Genomic DNA, 16,492 nt, shown 5'->3' with positions numbered 1-16,492 from the left:
AAACTGTTCACATCAGCTTAATGCTGATGTGAATGTGCATTGTCTGCTTCATCATGTTTATGCGAAGCATGCTGAGCAATATGCTGACAATTAATCTCAGCATCGTCCTCAATTTGCAATGTCACTTCACCAATACCATGTTCATGAGAAAGCATTTCAACAGCATCTTGATACAACTTGGTACGATCAGCTTCAGGTGCAAATAAGTGCACGGTTAAATGGATATTTTTAGAAGTAATCGCCCACACTTTGAGTTGGTGAATACTCTCAACACCATTTAAAGAAAGTAAATCTGCACGTAGCTTCTCAATATCGACCTCTTCGGGTACACCTTCGAGCAAAATGTTAATACTTTGCTTAAGTAAAACCCATGTTCTTGGCAGCACCCAAAATCCAATCAGTACCGCAATAAGCGTGTCAATCCAGTACCAATTAGTGAAGTAAATAATAATTGCACCAATAATAACGCCTACCGAACCTAGTGCATCACTCAATACTTCTAGATAAGCACCTTTCACATTTAGGCTGTTATTGGCACTCGACATCAGGATTTTCATTGAGATGAGGTTAATTACCAAACCAATAGTCGCTACAACCAGCATACCCACACTTTGAATTTCGGGTGGCTTAGAGAAACGGATATAGGCTTCATATAAAATATAAATTGCCACCACGAACAGCATGAGTGCATTAAATAAAGCGGCCAGAATTTCAAAGCGTTGATAACCAAAAGTACGCTTATTATCAGCGGGACGTTTTGAAATCTGAATTGCGACCATAGCAATTGCCAAAGCAGCTGCATCTGTAAACATATGCGCAGCGTCAGAGAGCAACGCCAGACTTTGTGTGATTAAACCTGCAATAACTTCAACAATTAAAAATGTCGTAGTAAGCGCCAAGGCAATCGTTAATTTCTTGGCATTACCTTCAGTCACTACAGCATGACTATGGTCATGACCATGTTGTCCACCCATTTTGCGGACTCCTTATTATTTATCTTTATGGTGAGGTAAAAGTAACCATGAATTCATGTTTACCTTTACCTGTTTCAAATACTTTTCTGACTCAAACTTTTTCATCAAAAAAGATATCTCAAATCGATGACATTATGAATGCTCAACTTTATTCGTCTTGCTTTCATTCATCCATCGATAAATGACTGGCAATAAAACCAGCGTTAGTATCGTAGATGAAATAATGCCACCGATTACTACAGTTGCCAAAGGTCGTTGTACTTCTGCACCAGTTCCAGTTGCTAAAGCCATTGGAATAAAACCAAGTGAAGCAACAAATGCCGTCATTAATACAGGGCGTAGTCGCAGTACAGCACCTTTCCAAGTTGCTGTATGAACATCTAGGGTTGCTCTTAGCTCTTTAATAAATGTGAGCATGACCAAACCATTCAATACCGCAACACCTGATAAAGCGATAAACCCGACTCCAGCAGACATAGAAAGCGGAATATCTCTCAGCCACAAAGCGACTAATCCACCTGATAAAGCGAAAGGAACCCCGCTAAATACCAGTAAGCTATCTTTAAAATTACTGAATACCGCCATCAGCAACACAAAGATCATGATGAGCGCCATCGGTACAACGATTTGCATTCTTGCAGTGGCAGAAGCAAGATTCTCAAATTGCCCTCCATAACCTAACCAATAACCGCTAGGTAGCTTTTGCTGCGCCAGTTTACTTTGCATCTCTTGTACAAAAGACCCAAGGTCACGATCACGCACATTTGCCGTCACAATCACTCGGCGTTTGCCATTTTCACGGCTCACTTGAGCAAGGCCCAGAATATTCTCAACCTTGGCAACGTCTTGTAACTGGATCAGACCGCCGTTTGGTAAGCGAATCGGTAATTGTGCTAGCTGCTGAGGCGTACGCATGTTTTCCTGTAAGCGAATCATGAAATCGAAACGTCTATCGCCCTGTAAAATTTGCCCTACACTCTGTCCTCCAATACTTGCAGCGACAATATCCTGAATAGACTTGACTGATAATCCATATTGCGCAGCCAGAGCATGATCAACATCGACATTGAGTAATGGCAAACCATCAGTCTGTTCAACTTTGACTTCACTGGCACCTGGAATGCTACGTAGCTGTTGGGCTATTTTTTCCGCTTCCTGATTGAGGATTTGCATATCATCCCCAAAAATTTTCACCCCAATATCACTGCGGACACCTGAAATGAGTTCATTAAAACGTAGTTCAATCGGTTGCGAGAATTCACTGTTATTACCAGGAATCTGATTCACGAATTGCAGCATTCTGGTACGCAATTCATCTATCGTTTCTTTAGGGTTTGGCCATTGATCATGTGGTTTTAATAGAACAATACCATCGGAAATATTAGGGGGCATGACATCGGTAGCAACCTCGGCTGTTCCTGTTCTTGCAAAAATGGCTTTAATTTCAGGGAAAGCTTTGAGTAACTGCTTTTCTACATTCTCTTGAATCTTAAGCGACTCTTCTATGCCTGTGCTCGGTGCACGCATGAGTTGTAATGCAAAATCACCCTCACTGAGTTGAGGTGCGAACTCACTCCCCACTCTTGTTGCAATAGCACTTGTCAAAATTAAGATACTGACAGCCGCTGTGACAACAACATATCGAAAGGCATATGCTTTATCGAGTAAGTCTGCATAACCTTTTTTCAGCGTCATCATCCAGCGGCTTTCTTTTTCCTTCACTTCACCCGTAACAAACAGAGCTACTGCTGCCGGAACAAAGGTCACAGATAAAATAATTGCTCCCAACAATGCTAGGACAACGGTCATTGCCATAGGATGAAACATCTTTGCTTCAACGCCTGCTAAAGCAAAAATTGGTAGGTACACGACCATAATGATGATCTGACCAAATATTAATGGTCGGCGTGCCTGTTTAGCCGCTAGAAAGACCTCAGTGAAACGTTCGGAACGTGTTAATAAGCGACCTTTTAAATGCTGCGCTTCAGCTAAACGCCGAATACAGTTTTCAACAATAACAACGGCCCCATCAACAATGATCCCGAAGTCCAAAGCGCCCAGACTCATCAGGTTGGCACTGATTTTTTGTTCCGCCATACCTGTTAAGGTAAAAAGCATTGCCAATGGGATAATACAAGCAGTGATTAAAGCGGCGCGAAAGTTTCCTAAAAAAATAAAAAGGATAACGATGACTAAAATCGCCCCTTCAATCAAATTTTTAGCTACTGTTTTAATCGCTTTATCTACGAGGCTACTACGATCATAGACTGTTTCAATCACCACGCCCTGAGGGAGTGATCTTTGAATTTCCTGAACTTTGTCGTCAATCGCCTTAGCAATAGTTTTACTGTTTTCACCCATCATCATCATGGCGATACCTAAAACAGTTTCCTGTCCATTATAGGTAGCACCACCTGTACGCAAATCATGACCAATCGATACTGACGCTACATCCGCAACCCGTATAGGTAAACCGTTTTTAGTGGCGACCGTAACATTCTGGATATCTTGTATCGATGTCAGCATACCCGGAACACGAACGGTGAGTTGCTGGCCATTCTCTTCAATAAATCCGGCACCACGGTTTTCATTATTATTTTGAAGAGCATCCTGTAAATCAGTGAGTGGAATTTGCAACTGTTGTAACCGTGTCAGATCTGGAGAGACCACATAGGTTTTGTTATATCCACCAATGCTATTAACCTCGGCTACCCCTTGTACGCGTTGTAACTGGGGCCGAATTATCCAGTCTTGAATTTCACGCAGGTCCATTGCGCTATAGACTGAACCATCTGCTTTTTTAGCATTTGGCTCTGCTTTTACCACCCATTGATAAATCTCACCGAGTCCAGTTGAAATTGGAGACATTTGCGGATCAATGCTATCGGGTAAAGCACTCTTAGCTTCTTGTAACCGCTGGTTAATCAGCTGCCTTGCCCAGTAAATGTCAGTACCATCTTTAAAGATAATGGTGACCTGAGAAAGACCATATCTGGAAATTGAACGAGTCTGTTCCAGATTTGGAATACCAGACATGGCATTTTCAATCGGATAAGTGATCCTTTGCTCAACTTCAGGCGCCGTAAAGCCATTTGCTTGACTATTGATTTGTACCTGTACGTTGGTGATATCAGGCACAGCATCAATTGAAAGTTTTTGGTAGCTATAAATTCCAACACCAATCCAAGCAATGACAAACATCATGACCCAAATGGCGTTATTAATTGAAAACTGAATGATCCGATCAAACAAACCTTCAGCCTCTGGCAAATCAGGTTTATTAATGTCCATGCTCAGCCTCCCCTTTTTCAAGTTCGGACTTAAGCAAGAAACTACCTTGAGTCACATATTGCTGCTTTTCAGTAATTCCTGATTTAACCTCGACCCATTGTGCATCTGAAGAATAATTGCCTAACTCCACGGTAACTGGAGCGAAATGAATTTTGTCCTTCTCCTGTTTTGCAACAAAGACCACATTCTTTCCATCAATCTGTTGTACTGCTGCCTTGTTAACCCGTAATACAGTCGCTGCATTATTTTGTTTCAGTAACACATTGACCATTAAGTTAGGACGTAATTCTTTTGAAGGTGTCAGCACCTTGGCACGAACCTGCAAACGACCAGTTTGACTGTCCGCTTCTGAAGTTAGGCTTTGCACCTGCGCTTTGAAAATATTATTCGTTTGCAGTGACTTAAATTCAATTTCCTGATTAGGCTGAATATTGGTATTTGCACTCGGTAGCACAAACTCAACCCATAACTGATCTAGGCGATCAATAACAAATAACTGTTTATCAGGACCAATTTGCTCACCAATCACAATATCTTTATTACTGATTACACCGCTTAAAGGCGCAGTTAAAACATATCGGCCTTTGCTTGAGCGAGTCGCTCCCAAGGCACTTAAACGGCTATTTGCTGCCTGTACCTGAATTTGCGCTTGACGATAAGCATTGTAAGCTTTCTGATAATCTTGACGTGCTGAAACACCTTGTTCCCACAATTGCTTTTCACGCTGATAATCTTGCTGCGCTAATGTCAACGCTTCTTGCGCCATGCTTAAATTGGCTTGTTGATCGACTAAATCTGGCACAAATAAAGTCGCAAGTGCCTGACCCTTTTCAACTTGTTGTCCCAGTGCAACATTTACGCTGTCTACTCGTGCAGAAAAAGTTGAAGAGACATGTGCTTGCTGGTCTGTGTTTACGACCAGTTTGGCAGGATAAGAAAGGCTCTGCTCAACTTCTCCACGTCCCACTTGTTCTAACTTCACGCCATATTCAACCAGTTGCTTAGAAGTCAGGTTTAAACTTCCTTCCTCTTTTTCAGACTCACCATGGCCAGCTTCACCTTCTGCATGCCCTTCTTCACTTTTCTCGGTATTGGACTGTTTTTTTCCAGAGAAAAATAACCAAGCACTTAAAGCAAGACAGACAATCAACAACAAAAGAGCAATAAGCCATTGGTTTTTCATTTTCTTCACTGACATTACTCTGCCCCTCCAACTGTCGGCAACTTATAGGTGTCTTGCCATAAATTTTGATTAATTTGATTTAATGCATCTCCAGACATCACCATATTTGGATCGATCCCGAGAGCTAAACTTTCTGCTTCAATTGCTTTTTGCCAAGCAGATTTAAGAAGTTGAACTTTTTTCAAGCGTTGTTCTTGTAATTGAAGGGTAGATTGCTGAACATCGGTAATTGCAAATTTACCAACTTTAAAGCCAAGCAACATTTTCTCCTGTACCGTCTCTGATAAAGGAATCTGTTGCTCATTCATCAAGTTATATTGCTGCTTCAAACCCGCTAACTCGTACTGTAGAGTACGAATAGAATTCAGACTTTGCTTTTTATAAAAGCTTTGCTGCTGATCAATTAAATTGAGTTTGCTTTGGGCAACTTTCAGCGCATATTGCTGGCGATTAAAAATATTTAAAGGAACAGCAATCCCTACTCGAATCTGATTTTCGGTACTGCTCGTTTCTGCGGTTTTACTACGAACTACGCCCATATTTACGGTAGGCGCAGGGCGATTTTTTGCCTTTAAATAGTTAATTTCAGAATTTTGTTGTATTGCTTGCAGTCGCATAGACTGTTCTAACAAATTCTGTTTTAAGTATTGATCGATATCACCTTCATTTTTTAAAGGCCACACACTTTTTATATCTGGACGTAACGTGAAGTTATCTTCCGTCTCACCCCATAAGTTCGCCAGTTTTCTTTTAGCACTACTCAGAGATAATTCAACTTCCTGATATAAACGCTGATTTTCAACATGCGTCATGAGAGTTCGATCTAAATCAACCTGAGCAATACTGCCTGCCTGAAAGCGTAAGCGGGTAGCATCAAGAAGATTTTTACTCGTTCTTAACTGGGCTTTAGCAACTTCATGTTCAAGCTCTAAAATAGATACTTGTGACCATAAATATTTTACCGCCAGCTTCAGTTGAGCCTGATATAAAACCTGATTTAACTCAACTTGATTTTGCTGAACACTTGCCATTTTTTTTGCTGCAGAACGTACACCAAAAATATCTAGTTTTTGCGAGATCCCAAGTTCTAATTCCTGATCTTTTCCAGATTTAAAACCCGTTTGCTGTACAGAAACCGTCGGATTTTCCCATAGCTGGCTCTGTTTGATATTGCTCGCGGCGATATCTTGTTGAGTTTGCCAAATTCCTGTTTGAGTCTGAAACTGCTTAACCTGATCGAGCACCTGTTCAAACGTTAAAACATTCTGTACACGCTGTGGTTGTGTATTCTCAGCAAGGTTCTGATTTGAACTGGCTGCGTTTGTTACGACACCAGTTGAAAGTGCAACAGCAACAACTAATGATTTAAATACCCAAGATGTACTCAGACTAACGAAACTTTTTTCGTATAAAAAAATAGACATAAAATAACCCTATGAAATAAATAATATTTCTGGTGGGCTAATTTTCGGCTACCCCACCTATAGCAGGGTTAAAACAGGAGGCGGGTCTTGTTTAGAGATATGAGGGGACTTATAAGAATTGGACCAATAATATTGTTGTTTTGGCTCAGATGACTGTATTAACGGTGAAACAAGTTTTTCTTGTGCTTCTACAATCACAACATGAAAACATGAAGGCAAATGGTCATGATGATCGGACAAGTTTAAGGGAGGTTTATGAGTCCCTACGATATCTGTCTTTTCCGTATGGCTATGCTGTGAAGCTTCATAACTCAACGCTGCATGATGACCAAAATGATGTAATGCCTTTTCCTGATTTTCATGGGCGCAAAATGCCGCTGCCACATTCCATAAACTTTGGAATATAAGCAAACAGAATAAGACGGACATGAAAAGTGCAGAACGTGGCAACAGCACACCATTAAACGAAGAAGTTGAACAAAGCCACTATAGCAGGCAGTGGGCATGTAATAAAATTACATCTATAAGTAGCAGTATAGAAACGATTCTAATCTCGCTTGAGTAAAGATAAGAATAAATCATTAAGAATCTCTATCTTTACTCATAGGAAACTAATTATTAAGTAATTAGTTTCCTACAAAAGAAATTATTTACGCTTACAAGTTAAATGGGGCTTCTTACTTTCTTCAGCTTTAGCTTTTGTTTCTTGCTGAGACTTAATATTCTTTTCGAGGAATATTAACCCTCCATCAGCATGAGCCAAACTTGTTGAAAGAAGTAAAACCATCAAAGCCGATTTTGTATTTAGTTTAATAGACATAATAATCACCAGATCTAAATATTCATAATTTATTTAAGGACTTAACCCAGAAATAAAATTAATTTTTCGCATGCCTTAGTTAATCAACTCAGGACAAATCTTCTGAGTCTCTAAGAAGCATACGGATATACGTTCATTTCATTTTTAGAACCAACTAAACAATGAAGGGAGAACACCGTGCAGTCGCAACTCATCAAAAAGTTGGACTAAGGCCGCAACCCAGATAAACCACACCACCTGCGTCAAAAAAATACGGAAATGCTTCGGTGAAACCTGATAGAACTCAGGCTCTTTAAAATTTTTGAAACTTGGTAAAAAGCGTGGAATTGTCTTTATATAATCTGAATATGCAGTTCCATATTTTTCACTCAGGAATGCTTCTTCTTGGCGTATAACAAAATGGTAGTAACAGAGAAAATAAAGCGTGAATACTATTGGAAAGATAAACGTCTCTGTAATCAACATGATCCCGACTCCACCCAGATAACTAAACAGATAGAGTGGATTTCTACATAAAGAATAGGGACCGTCTGTCACCAACTTGGCATTCTTAAATCCGGAAATGTAAAGACTGCACCATATTCTTCCCATTACTCCGATGCCCACAAAAAACCATCCAAAGAACCATAAAATATGTTCTATAAATGCCGCCTGAAAATGCCATTTACTAAAACTGAAGGCGAGAATAATAGCTAAAACAAGCCCAATCACTCGGGAACTCACAGTCCTAACACGAGGGGAAAATAAAATATTCATTTCCATAAACCTCCATCACTGTGAATCATCAGAGATGCGATAACCGATTCATTAAAATGATATTTTTGTTTTCCGGAAAAATTTGACAGAACCTTATATCCCGCCTTGTCATTAACATAAAGACGTGAATGTTTAAGCGAGTAATCTACATAGAAGATTGCTGCGCTTTGTTTGCACATATAATTAAGCATAAAATAACCCTTTGAAATAAATAAATTTCTGGTGGGTTATTTTTCGGCTACCCCACCTATAGCAGGGTTAAGACAGGAGGGGGATTTAAAGAGCCAAGATAGGGAGACTGATAAGAATTAGACCAGTAATAGATTTGTGAAAGCTCATGTACACGTACAAAAGGTTCTTGAGCTTGTTTTGCATTTTCAGTCATCACTACATGAAAACACGAAGGTAAATGATCGTGATGATCTTGCCAGCTTAGAGGAGCATTATCAGAATTTTCTACAATACCCACATGTTCAGTCTGCATATGGTCTGAAGATTGATATACATTTAAATCTGCATGATGACCAAAATGTTGTAATGCCTTTTCCTGATTTTTATGCACGCAAAATGCCGCTGCCACATTCCATAAGCTTTGGAATATAAGCAAACTAAACAAGACGGACATAAAAACTGTAGAACGTGGCAACGGTACACCATGACAGTAAATTGCACAAAGTCACTATAGCAAGCGATAGCAATGTAATAAAATTACAAAATGATTTTTGGTTAATTTATCGCTGTTTTAAAAAAGTTTTTTCTTTAGAAAAATTAATTTCCTGTTTGAGTTCCTGCAATGTATAAAATATTTTCCACCCTACTCGTTGTCGTCTGTTTAAATTTGAGTGCTTGTGCCACGACATTACTTTCAGAAGCTTTACCTAACGAAACCACAAAAACCGAGAAAACCATTTTAGCAAAAGATCAAATCATTGCTTTAGGACAAGCTGTTCAAAACCAGCAAGAACAAGGGATCGTATTTGTAGGTCAAGATTTTAGTTATTTAATGACCGAGGGAAGCGCTGAGCTATCAAAACTTCTTCATGCAATCCCAGTAGACCAACGAAGTCTGACCAGTCCCTCCCCACTGGTACTGACCATGGATGATCCCAATCATTTTCATGGTGTTTTACAAATACGCTATAACACGCGTATGGTTGATTTAAATGACTCGCAAAAAGACTTATTAAAATCCCTCGGCTTTAGACAAAATTTCGATATTATTCAAAATCAGCAAACAGCACCTTATCCCTATATCAATATTTCTTTTAAAGGCCAGCTCTATCAATCACAGGGAGCTAAAAAGGTCCAGAAAACCTTAGCGCAACCTTATCCAATTATCCTGCAACAGGAAAATAAAATTACCAAAAAGCATCCTTTGAAAAAGGCGACCCGTATGGTGCTCTATCCATTTGCCATGACCTTCGATGTGATTACGGTCGTTCCGTCACTGATGTGGGCTGATTTACGAGGCGAATTTAATAATTAATATTTCCAAATCCTTAAATAAAAAACCAGCCCTTAGGCTGGTTTTTTAAATTAACAGAGATTATCCGCTAATTTTTTTGTATTTAGTACGTTTTTGAACAGCGTCTTCACCTAAACGTGACTGACGATACGCTTCATATTCTGCATAGTTACCTGTGTAGAATTCTGGCTGTTCATTTTCAAATGACAAGATGTGTGTCGCGATACGGTCAAGGAACCAACGGTCATGCGATACCACCATTACCGTACCTGGGAACACAAGAATTGCATCCTCAAGCGCACGTAAAGTTTCAATATCCAAGTCGTTTGATGGCTCATCCAGTAAGATAACGTTTGCACCTTGCTGTAAAATTTTCGCAAGTTGTAAACGGTTACGCTCACCACCAGACAATTCGCCTACGCGTTTTTGCTGGTCTTGGCCTTTAAAGTTAAAGCGGCCGATATAAGCACGTGAAGCAATTTCATAATCGCCCACTTTCAAGATATCTAAACCACCAGACACTTCTTCCCAAACAGTTTTGTTATTGTCTAGAGTGTCGCGAATCTGACCTACGTAAGCCACCTTAACTGACTCACCTAAAGTCACAGTACCTGTATCAGGTTGCTGTTCGCCAGTCATCATACGGAATAAAGTCGTTTTACCCGCACCATTTGGACCAACGATACCTACAATTGCTGTTGGAGGTACAGTAAACGATAAGTTTTCGTACAATACGCGGCCGTCAAATGATTTACTGATACCTTCCACTTCCACAACTTTATTACCCAAACGAGGGCCAGGTGGAATGTAGATTTCAGACGTTTCATTACGTTGCTGGAATTCTTTAGAGTTAAGCTCTTCAAAACGCTCCATACGCGCTTTGTTTTTCTTTTGCTGACCTTTCGCATTTGAACGAACCCATTCAAGTTCTTTCTTCAATGCTTTAGCAAAAGACTCTTCTTGTTTCTGCTCTTGTTCTAAACGAGCATTTTTTTGCTCTAACCAAGAAGAATAGTTACCTTGGTAAGGAATACCATGTCCACGGTCAAGCTCCAAGATCCACTCGGCAACGTTATCTAAGAAATAACGGTCATGCGTAATCGCAACGATTGTGCCAGGGAAATCTTTCAAGAAGCGTTCTAACCAAGATACAGACTCTGCATCCAAATGGTTCGTCGGTTCGTCAAGAAGCAACATGTCTGGCTTTGAAAGCAATAAACGACAAAGTGCTACACGACGGCGTTCACCACCTGAAAGCTTAGTTACGTCTGCATCCCAAGCTGGAAGGTTCAAGGCATCTGCGGCGATTTCAAGCTGGTTATTTAAGTTATGTGCATCCCAAGCATGGATAATTGATTCTAATTTTTCCTGCTCTTTTGCAAGTGCATCAAAATCTGCATCCGGATCTGCATATTCTGCAAAAACCTGATCAAGGCGCTCTAATGCATCTAAAGCTTCACGCACGCCATCTTCAACGTTACCACGAACGTCTTTAGTCGGATCAAGAGGTGGCTCTTGCTCTAAATAGCCGATTTTAATTCCAGGTTGTGCACGAGCTTCACCAGAGAAATCTTTATCTACGCCAGCCATAATACGAAGCAAGGTAGATTTACCTGCACCGTTCAAACCGAGCACACCAATTTTGGCACCCGGGAAAAATGATAAAGAGATATCTTTTAAGATTTCGCGCTTTGGCGGAACCATCTTAGACACTCGGTTCATCGTATAAATATATTGGGCCACGCAGGACTCCTCAATTGAAAAACCAATACATCGCATAAGCGATAAATAATCGCGCGTATTATACGCTGAAAACCTCGATGACTTGAAGTTATGATTTCCATCGTACGGATTTATCAAACAATTTTCTTTTTCAATAAGTTGCAAAATGTTTATGGATAAGATTTGTACAGCGTTTCAGCGTATATTTTTCTATCTATATTCCTAAAATTAGAAAACAAACCAGAATTTGTGCAATTTTCTATTTAACTTTTAAGCTAGACTCGCTCAATATTTAACTCACGAAGATGAAGTAATCATGACTTATAAAGATGAAACCTTAGCAATTCATGCTGGCTACTCACCCGAAGCAACAACAAAAGCGGTTGCAGTCCCTATTTATCAAACCACTTCGTATGCATTTGATAATACACAGCACGGTGCCGACCTTTTCGATTTAAAAGTTCAGGGCAATATTTATACTCGCATTATGAACCCGACCACTGCTGTGCTTGAGCAACGCCTTGCTGCACTCGAAGGCGGAATTGGTGCTTTAGCCTTGGCTTCTGGAATGGCAGCGATTACCTATGCTGTCCAAACGATTACAGAAGCGGGAGACAACATTGCCTCCGTCTCAACTTTATATGGCGGAACTTATAATTTATTTGCCCACACCTTACCAAAACAAGGCATTGAAGTTCGCTTTTTTGATTATCAACAGCCTGAAAGCTTACGTAATTTAATTGATGATAAAACTAAACTTGTTTTTGTTGAATCAATTGGGAATCCACTCGGAAATATTATCGATTTAGAAGCAATTTCAAAAATTGCACATGAATATGGCGTACCTGTCATCGTTGATAATACCGTTGCTACCCCTGCCTTATTAAAACCATTTCAATATGGCGCCGATATCGTTATCCATTCGCTTACGAAATATATTGGTGGTCATGGCAATAGTATTGGTGGTGCAATTATCGATAGCGGTAAATTCCCTTGGGGTAAATATCCAGAGCGTTTTAAAGTTTTGAATACACCAGACCCAAGCTATCACGGCGTTAATTATGTTGAGGCATTAGGTGAGGCTGCCTATATAGCACGAGCTCGCGTTGTACCATTGCGTAATACAGGTGCTGCAATTAGCCCGCTCAGTGTCTTCTTGATTTTACAAGGCCTCGAAACTCTAAATCTCCGCATGGAGCGTCATACTGAAAATGCGCAAAAAATTGCAGAGTATTTACAGACCCATCCAAAAGTAAAATGGGTGAATTACGCAGGTTTAAAAGATCATCCGCAGCACCAGCTTGCTCAAAAATATGTAAAAGGTAAACCTTCTGCAATTTTATCTTTCGGTGTACAAGATGGGCTTGAAGGAGGTACTCGCTTCATTGATTCACTTCAGCTATTTACTCGTCTTGTAAACATTGGTGATGCGAAAAGTTTGGCTTGCCACCCTGCAACTACGACTCACCGCCAGCTCAATGAACAAGAGCTTAAATCTGCTGGTGTAAGTGAAGATATGGTTCGTCTTTCCATTGGAATTGAGCATATTGATGACTTAATTGCCGATTTAGAACAAGCACTTTCAGCTGTATAACCTTTAAACTATTCATCAAGCCTCTGGAAATAGAGGCTTTTTTATGGCTATATTAAATTCAATTTAAATCTATATTCACTTGAAACAGCTAATTGATCTATTCATACAAAACAATTAATTCAAGATGAAAGATAAGAAATAAATTTAGCCCGATAGGTGCTAGGACTAACACCTACACTATTTTTAAATCGAGTTCGAAAAGTGACAGGAGAATTAAAACCACAGCATAAGGCAATTTCTTCAATCGACTGTGAAGAAGTTTCAAGTAATTCCTGAGCCCGTTGTATGCGCATGGTGAGCAACCACTGTAATGGTGTAGTTCCAATCTGTTCACGGAAACGTCGGGCAAATGTTCTTGGGCTCATATTTGCTTTACAAGCAAGTAATTTAATATCAATCTTGTCATCCAGATGAGTGTTCATCCACTCCAATAGCGTCGCTAAGCTATCACGTGTCTCTGGTATTTCATATTGGATAAACTGCGCTTGTCCCCCATCACGATTTAATGGAGCGACAGCAAGCTTTGCAGCCTGAGCAGCCACGCTTTGCCCATAATCCCGACGCACAAGATGTAAACACATATCCAGTCCGGATGAAGCCCCAGCTGAAGTTATAAGACGCTCTTCATCAACGAACAATACTTTGGGATCGACCTTAATCTTGGGATATCGAGTAGCCAGCTCCTCTGCAAGCATCCAATGGGTAGTGGCCCGATATCCATCAAGAAGGCCCGTTTCTGCTAAAACAAACGCTCCCGAACAAATTGAAGCAATTCTTGCTCCTTTTTGCCACGCTTTAAGAATTGCAGTTTTTACTTTTGGATTAAGGGGCTGTTTAGGATCTTTAATACCAGGAATAATAATGGTGTCTGCATCAATAAGATGATCAAGCCCCAAATGTGCCTGAAGCGTAAACGCTCCTGTATTTACATACTCAGCTTCGCCACAAACTTTTACACAATAGCCCATTTCACCATTTAATAACCGTACAAAACCAAAGACTTCGCATGGAATACCCAAATCAAATGGAATGAAATCATGTAAAGCTAAAATGGCTACCGTATGCATTGGTGAGAGCTCAATTAAAAACTTTTCCTATCTTGGCAGAAATCAAATTGGCAGTAAATGAACGTTTATTGTCATTTCTGCCACTCATAACAATAGGTTAATACTGACAAAATTATCCGTAGTAGTTTTTATGTCAAAACTATGAATGGAAACACTATTCTCTCAGCTCAGCTTGTCTATTTTCAAAATATAGAATGAATAGCTATCTCCCCCATTCTTAGTATCGATAAATTAAATCTTCAAATGGGCTAGATACGGATCAATAAATATGGCTAATCCGAAAGCACAAAATATTACTCAATTTCAAAAATTGAAATTTTTTTCACTATTAGAGACAATTTCTTTGCTGTTATTGGCTGTTGTTGCAGTACCTTTAAAATATTTCAATGGATGGGATACAGGTGTTCATTTTATGGGGCCTATCCATGGGCTTACATTTTTTGTCTATTTATGGTTCGCGGTACAAACTATAACCGAGAGCAAATGGACACCATTAGAACTATTAAGATTAGTGGTAGTTACACTTATTCCGTTCGGTGTTTACTTTAATCTATCATTTATAAAAAATAAAATGACTAATGTAGACGAAGCTCAATCATCATGATCGAGCTTTTTACGACATTAAACCCATGGCTTAAAGCTATACATATAGTATCAATGACCATTTTTATAAGTGGCGTTCTTGCTGCTTCGTTTTCATTTAAAATAGATCTGGATATTACTGAAAATATCCATATTCCTATTTGGGCTCAGCGTGAGTATCGATGGGATCAAATTATGACGACCCCAGCGCTCTTTATTACTTTTGCCTCGGGTTTAATCATAGCAATTCATGGTCAATGGTTCAGCTCTAAGTGGCTACCTGCAAAAATTGTATTCGTACTTATTTTGGCAGGTATTCATGGATTCCAAGCTAAGCTTTTACGGCAGATCGCAAATGGTATAAATGTAAGAAAAAAACAAGCAACATTGATTATCCTCATCTGTACTATTTCAATCATCGTTCTTGCCATTATTAAGCCATAACATTGCTGTTCATTATTTAAGCAGTAAAAATCTATTAAACAATTATCATATTATTCAGAAGATTAGAGTAAATAAAATAATATCTCAATCTACATTTTAGAGTTTTTACTCTAAATAAATTGTTAAATTTCATATATTTACAGACTAGACAATTTTTAAACATCTATTAAGATAAAGACAATATTTATGAGTTCATCTGGATGAATCTACGGTTGTAAAAAATAAAAATTACATACCGGAATAAATAGTCCCTGCCCCTACTTAGGTAAAATGCTGTGAATAAAAAATTAGAAGCTCTGTTCCAGGAAAAGGTACAAGATAAAGTCATTTTAGTGACAGGCGCCTCGAGTGGAATCGGATTAACGATTTCAAACAAACTTGCTGATGCTGGTGCCCATGTTTTACTGGTTGCCCGTACTCAAGAAACTTTGGAAGAAGTAAAAGCAGATATCGAAAAACGTGGCGGTAAGGCATCAATTTTCCCATGTGATCTTAACGATATGGAAATGATTGACCAAGTCTCTAAAGAAATTTTAGCGACTGTTGATCACATTGATATTTTAATTAATAACGCAGGTCGCTCTATTCGCCGTGCTGTACATGAGTCTTATGATCGTTTTCATGACTTTGAACGCACCATGCAATTAAATTATTTTGGCGCGGTTCGCCTAGTTCTCAATATCTTGCCGCATATGATTCAGCGTAAAGATGGACAAATCATTAACATTAGCTCGATTGGTGTTTTAGCAAACGCTACTCGCTTCTCTGCATATGTCGCGTCTAAAGCAGCGCTTGATGCATTTAGCCGCTGTCTATCTGCCGAAGTTCATGCACACAAAATCGCAATTACTTCAATTTATATGCCATTGGTTCGTACCCCAATGATTGCACCAACTAAAATTTATAAATATGTACCAACACTTTCACCTGAGCAGGCCGCTGATTTAATTGCTTATGCAATTGTGAAACGTCCAAAACGTATGGCAACCAACTTAGGCCGCTTAGCTTCAATGACTTATTCTGTAGCGCCAGGCATTAATAATATGTTCATGTCGATTGGTTTCCGTTTATTCCCAAGTTCAGATGCAGCGAAGGGACAAAAAACCGAGAAATTAAACTGGGCGCAAAAAGCATATGCACGTATTTTCCCAGGTGAACATTGGTAATTTT

Annotated in this window: 16 protein-coding genes; 5 read left to right on the top strand and 11 right to left on the bottom strand. The window is 39.4% G+C overall.

Translation table 11 applies throughout. The features are described from left to right. Nucleotides 1–17: 17 nt before the first annotated feature. From JGE69_RS11190 to JGE69_RS11155, 9 genes are all read right to left on the bottom strand, one after another. A complete protein-coding gene (locus JGE69_RS11190) occupies nt 18–974 on the bottom strand; it encodes a cation diffusion facilitator family transporter (protein ID WP_199113486.1) in 957 nt (318 codons plus the stop codon). A 132-nt stretch (nt 975–1,106) separates the two neighbouring features. Beyond that, the gene (locus tag JGE69_RS11185) at nt 1,107–4,265 is read right to left on the bottom strand and encodes an efflux RND transporter permease subunit (RefSeq protein WP_199113484.1); all 3,159 of its coding nucleotides are present in this window, start codon (nt 4,263–4,265) and stop codon (nt 1,107–1,109) included. Continuing rightward, entirely contained in the window at nt 4,255–5,463 is a 1,209-nt protein-coding gene (locus tag JGE69_RS11180; RefSeq protein ID WP_199113482.1) for an efflux RND transporter periplasmic adaptor subunit, read from the bottom strand. The genes JGE69_RS11185 and JGE69_RS11180 overlap by 11 nt, the downstream gene beginning before the upstream one ends. Further along, complete coding sequence (locus JGE69_RS11175) at nt 5,463–6,872, bottom strand: TolC family protein (RefSeq protein ID WP_199113480.1); 1,410 nt, start codon at nt 6,870–6,872, stop codon at nt 5,463–5,465. The genes JGE69_RS11180 and JGE69_RS11175 overlap by 1 nt, the downstream gene beginning before the upstream one ends. Nucleotides 6,873–6,929: 57 nt before the next feature. After that, the gene (locus JGE69_RS11170; protein WP_413784471.1) at nt 6,930–7,322 is read right to left on the bottom strand and encodes a cation efflux protein, CzcI-like; all 393 of its coding nucleotides are present in this window, start codon (nt 7,320–7,322) and stop codon (nt 6,930–6,932) included. A gap of 196 nt (nt 7,323–7,518) precedes the next feature. Next, complete coding sequence (locus JGE69_RS11165) at nt 7,519–7,692, bottom strand: hypothetical protein (RefSeq protein WP_199113478.1); 174 nt, start codon at nt 7,690–7,692, stop codon at nt 7,519–7,521. Nucleotides 7,693–7,836: 144 nt separating this feature from the next. After that, nucleotides 7,837–8,454: a methyltransferase family protein gene (locus JGE69_RS11160; protein ID WP_199113476.1), complete on the bottom strand. Its 618-nt coding sequence runs from the start codon at nt 8,452–8,454 to the stop codon at nt 7,837–7,839. Next, nucleotides 8,445–8,639 carry a hypothetical protein gene (locus JGE69_RS18070; RefSeq protein ID WP_227602420.1) on the bottom strand — a complete coding sequence of 65 codons (195 nt, stop codon included), beginning with the start codon at nt 8,637–8,639 and terminating at the stop codon, nt 8,445–8,447. Before JGE69_RS18070 ends, JGE69_RS11160 begins: the two co-directional genes overlap by 10 nt. 56 nt (nt 8,640–8,695) lie before the next feature. Then, nucleotides 8,696–9,094, bottom strand: a complete 399-nt coding sequence (locus JGE69_RS11155) for a cation efflux protein, CzcI-like (protein WP_199113474.1) — start codon at nt 9,092–9,094, stop codon at nt 8,696–8,698. A 147-nt stretch (nt 9,095–9,241) separates the two neighbouring features. On the opposite strand from JGE69_RS11155, the gene JGE69_RS11150 reads away from it, so the two are divergent. Further along, nucleotides 9,242–9,934: a hypothetical protein gene (locus tag JGE69_RS11150; protein WP_199113472.1), complete on the top strand. Its 693-nt coding sequence runs from the start codon at nt 9,242–9,244 to the stop codon at nt 9,932–9,934. Between the two features lie 60 nt (nt 9,935–9,994). Here JGE69_RS11150 and ettA read toward each other — a convergent pair whose 3' ends face one another. Beyond that, the gene (gene ettA, locus JGE69_RS11145; RefSeq protein WP_005067029.1) at nt 9,995–11,656 is read right to left on the bottom strand and encodes an energy-dependent translational throttle protein EttA; all 1,662 of its coding nucleotides are present in this window, start codon (nt 11,654–11,656) and stop codon (nt 9,995–9,997) included. 295 nt (nt 11,657–11,951) lie between these two features. Here ettA and JGE69_RS11140 point away from each other — a divergent pair, with 295 nt between their 5' ends. Further along, on the top strand, nt 11,952–13,229 hold the full coding sequence (locus tag JGE69_RS11140) for an O-acetylhomoserine aminocarboxypropyltransferase/cysteine synthase family protein (RefSeq protein ID WP_199113470.1): 1,278 nt from the start codon (nt 11,952–11,954) through the stop codon (nt 13,227–13,229). 119 nt (nt 13,230–13,348) lie between these two features. Here the strand turns inward: JGE69_RS11140 and JGE69_RS11135 are convergent, their stop codons facing one another. Next, nucleotides 13,349–14,296: a GlxA family transcriptional regulator gene (locus tag JGE69_RS11135; RefSeq protein WP_199113468.1), complete on the bottom strand. Its 948-nt coding sequence runs from the start codon at nt 14,294–14,296 to the stop codon at nt 13,349–13,351. Between the two features lie 268 nt (nt 14,297–14,564). Here JGE69_RS11135 and JGE69_RS11130 point away from each other — a divergent pair, with 268 nt between their 5' ends. From JGE69_RS11130 to JGE69_RS11120, 3 genes are all read left to right on the top strand, one after another. Continuing rightward, nucleotides 14,565–14,900 (top strand): DUF3817 domain-containing protein, encoded by a 336-nt coding sequence (locus JGE69_RS11130; protein ID WP_199113466.1) that lies wholly within the window; start codon nt 14,565–14,567, stop codon nt 14,898–14,900. Next, complete coding sequence (locus JGE69_RS11125) at nt 14,897–15,322, top strand: CopD family protein (RefSeq protein ID WP_199113464.1); 426 nt, start codon at nt 14,897–14,899, stop codon at nt 15,320–15,322. The genes JGE69_RS11130 and JGE69_RS11125 overlap by 4 nt, the downstream gene beginning before the upstream one ends. Nucleotides 15,323–15,597: 275 nt before the next feature. Then, a complete protein-coding gene (locus JGE69_RS11120; protein ID WP_002116932.1) occupies nt 15,598–16,488 on the top strand; it encodes an SDR family NAD(P)-dependent oxidoreductase in 891 nt (296 codons plus the stop codon). The last annotated feature ends 4 nt before the right edge of the window (nt 16,489–16,492 follow it).

This window comes from Acinetobacter sp. C13 (genome assembly GCF_016809775.1).
Taxonomy (GTDB): domain Bacteria; phylum Pseudomonadota; class Gammaproteobacteria; order Pseudomonadales; family Moraxellaceae; genus Acinetobacter; species Acinetobacter pittii.
This window is presented reverse-complemented; position numbering and strand designations above follow the sequence as displayed.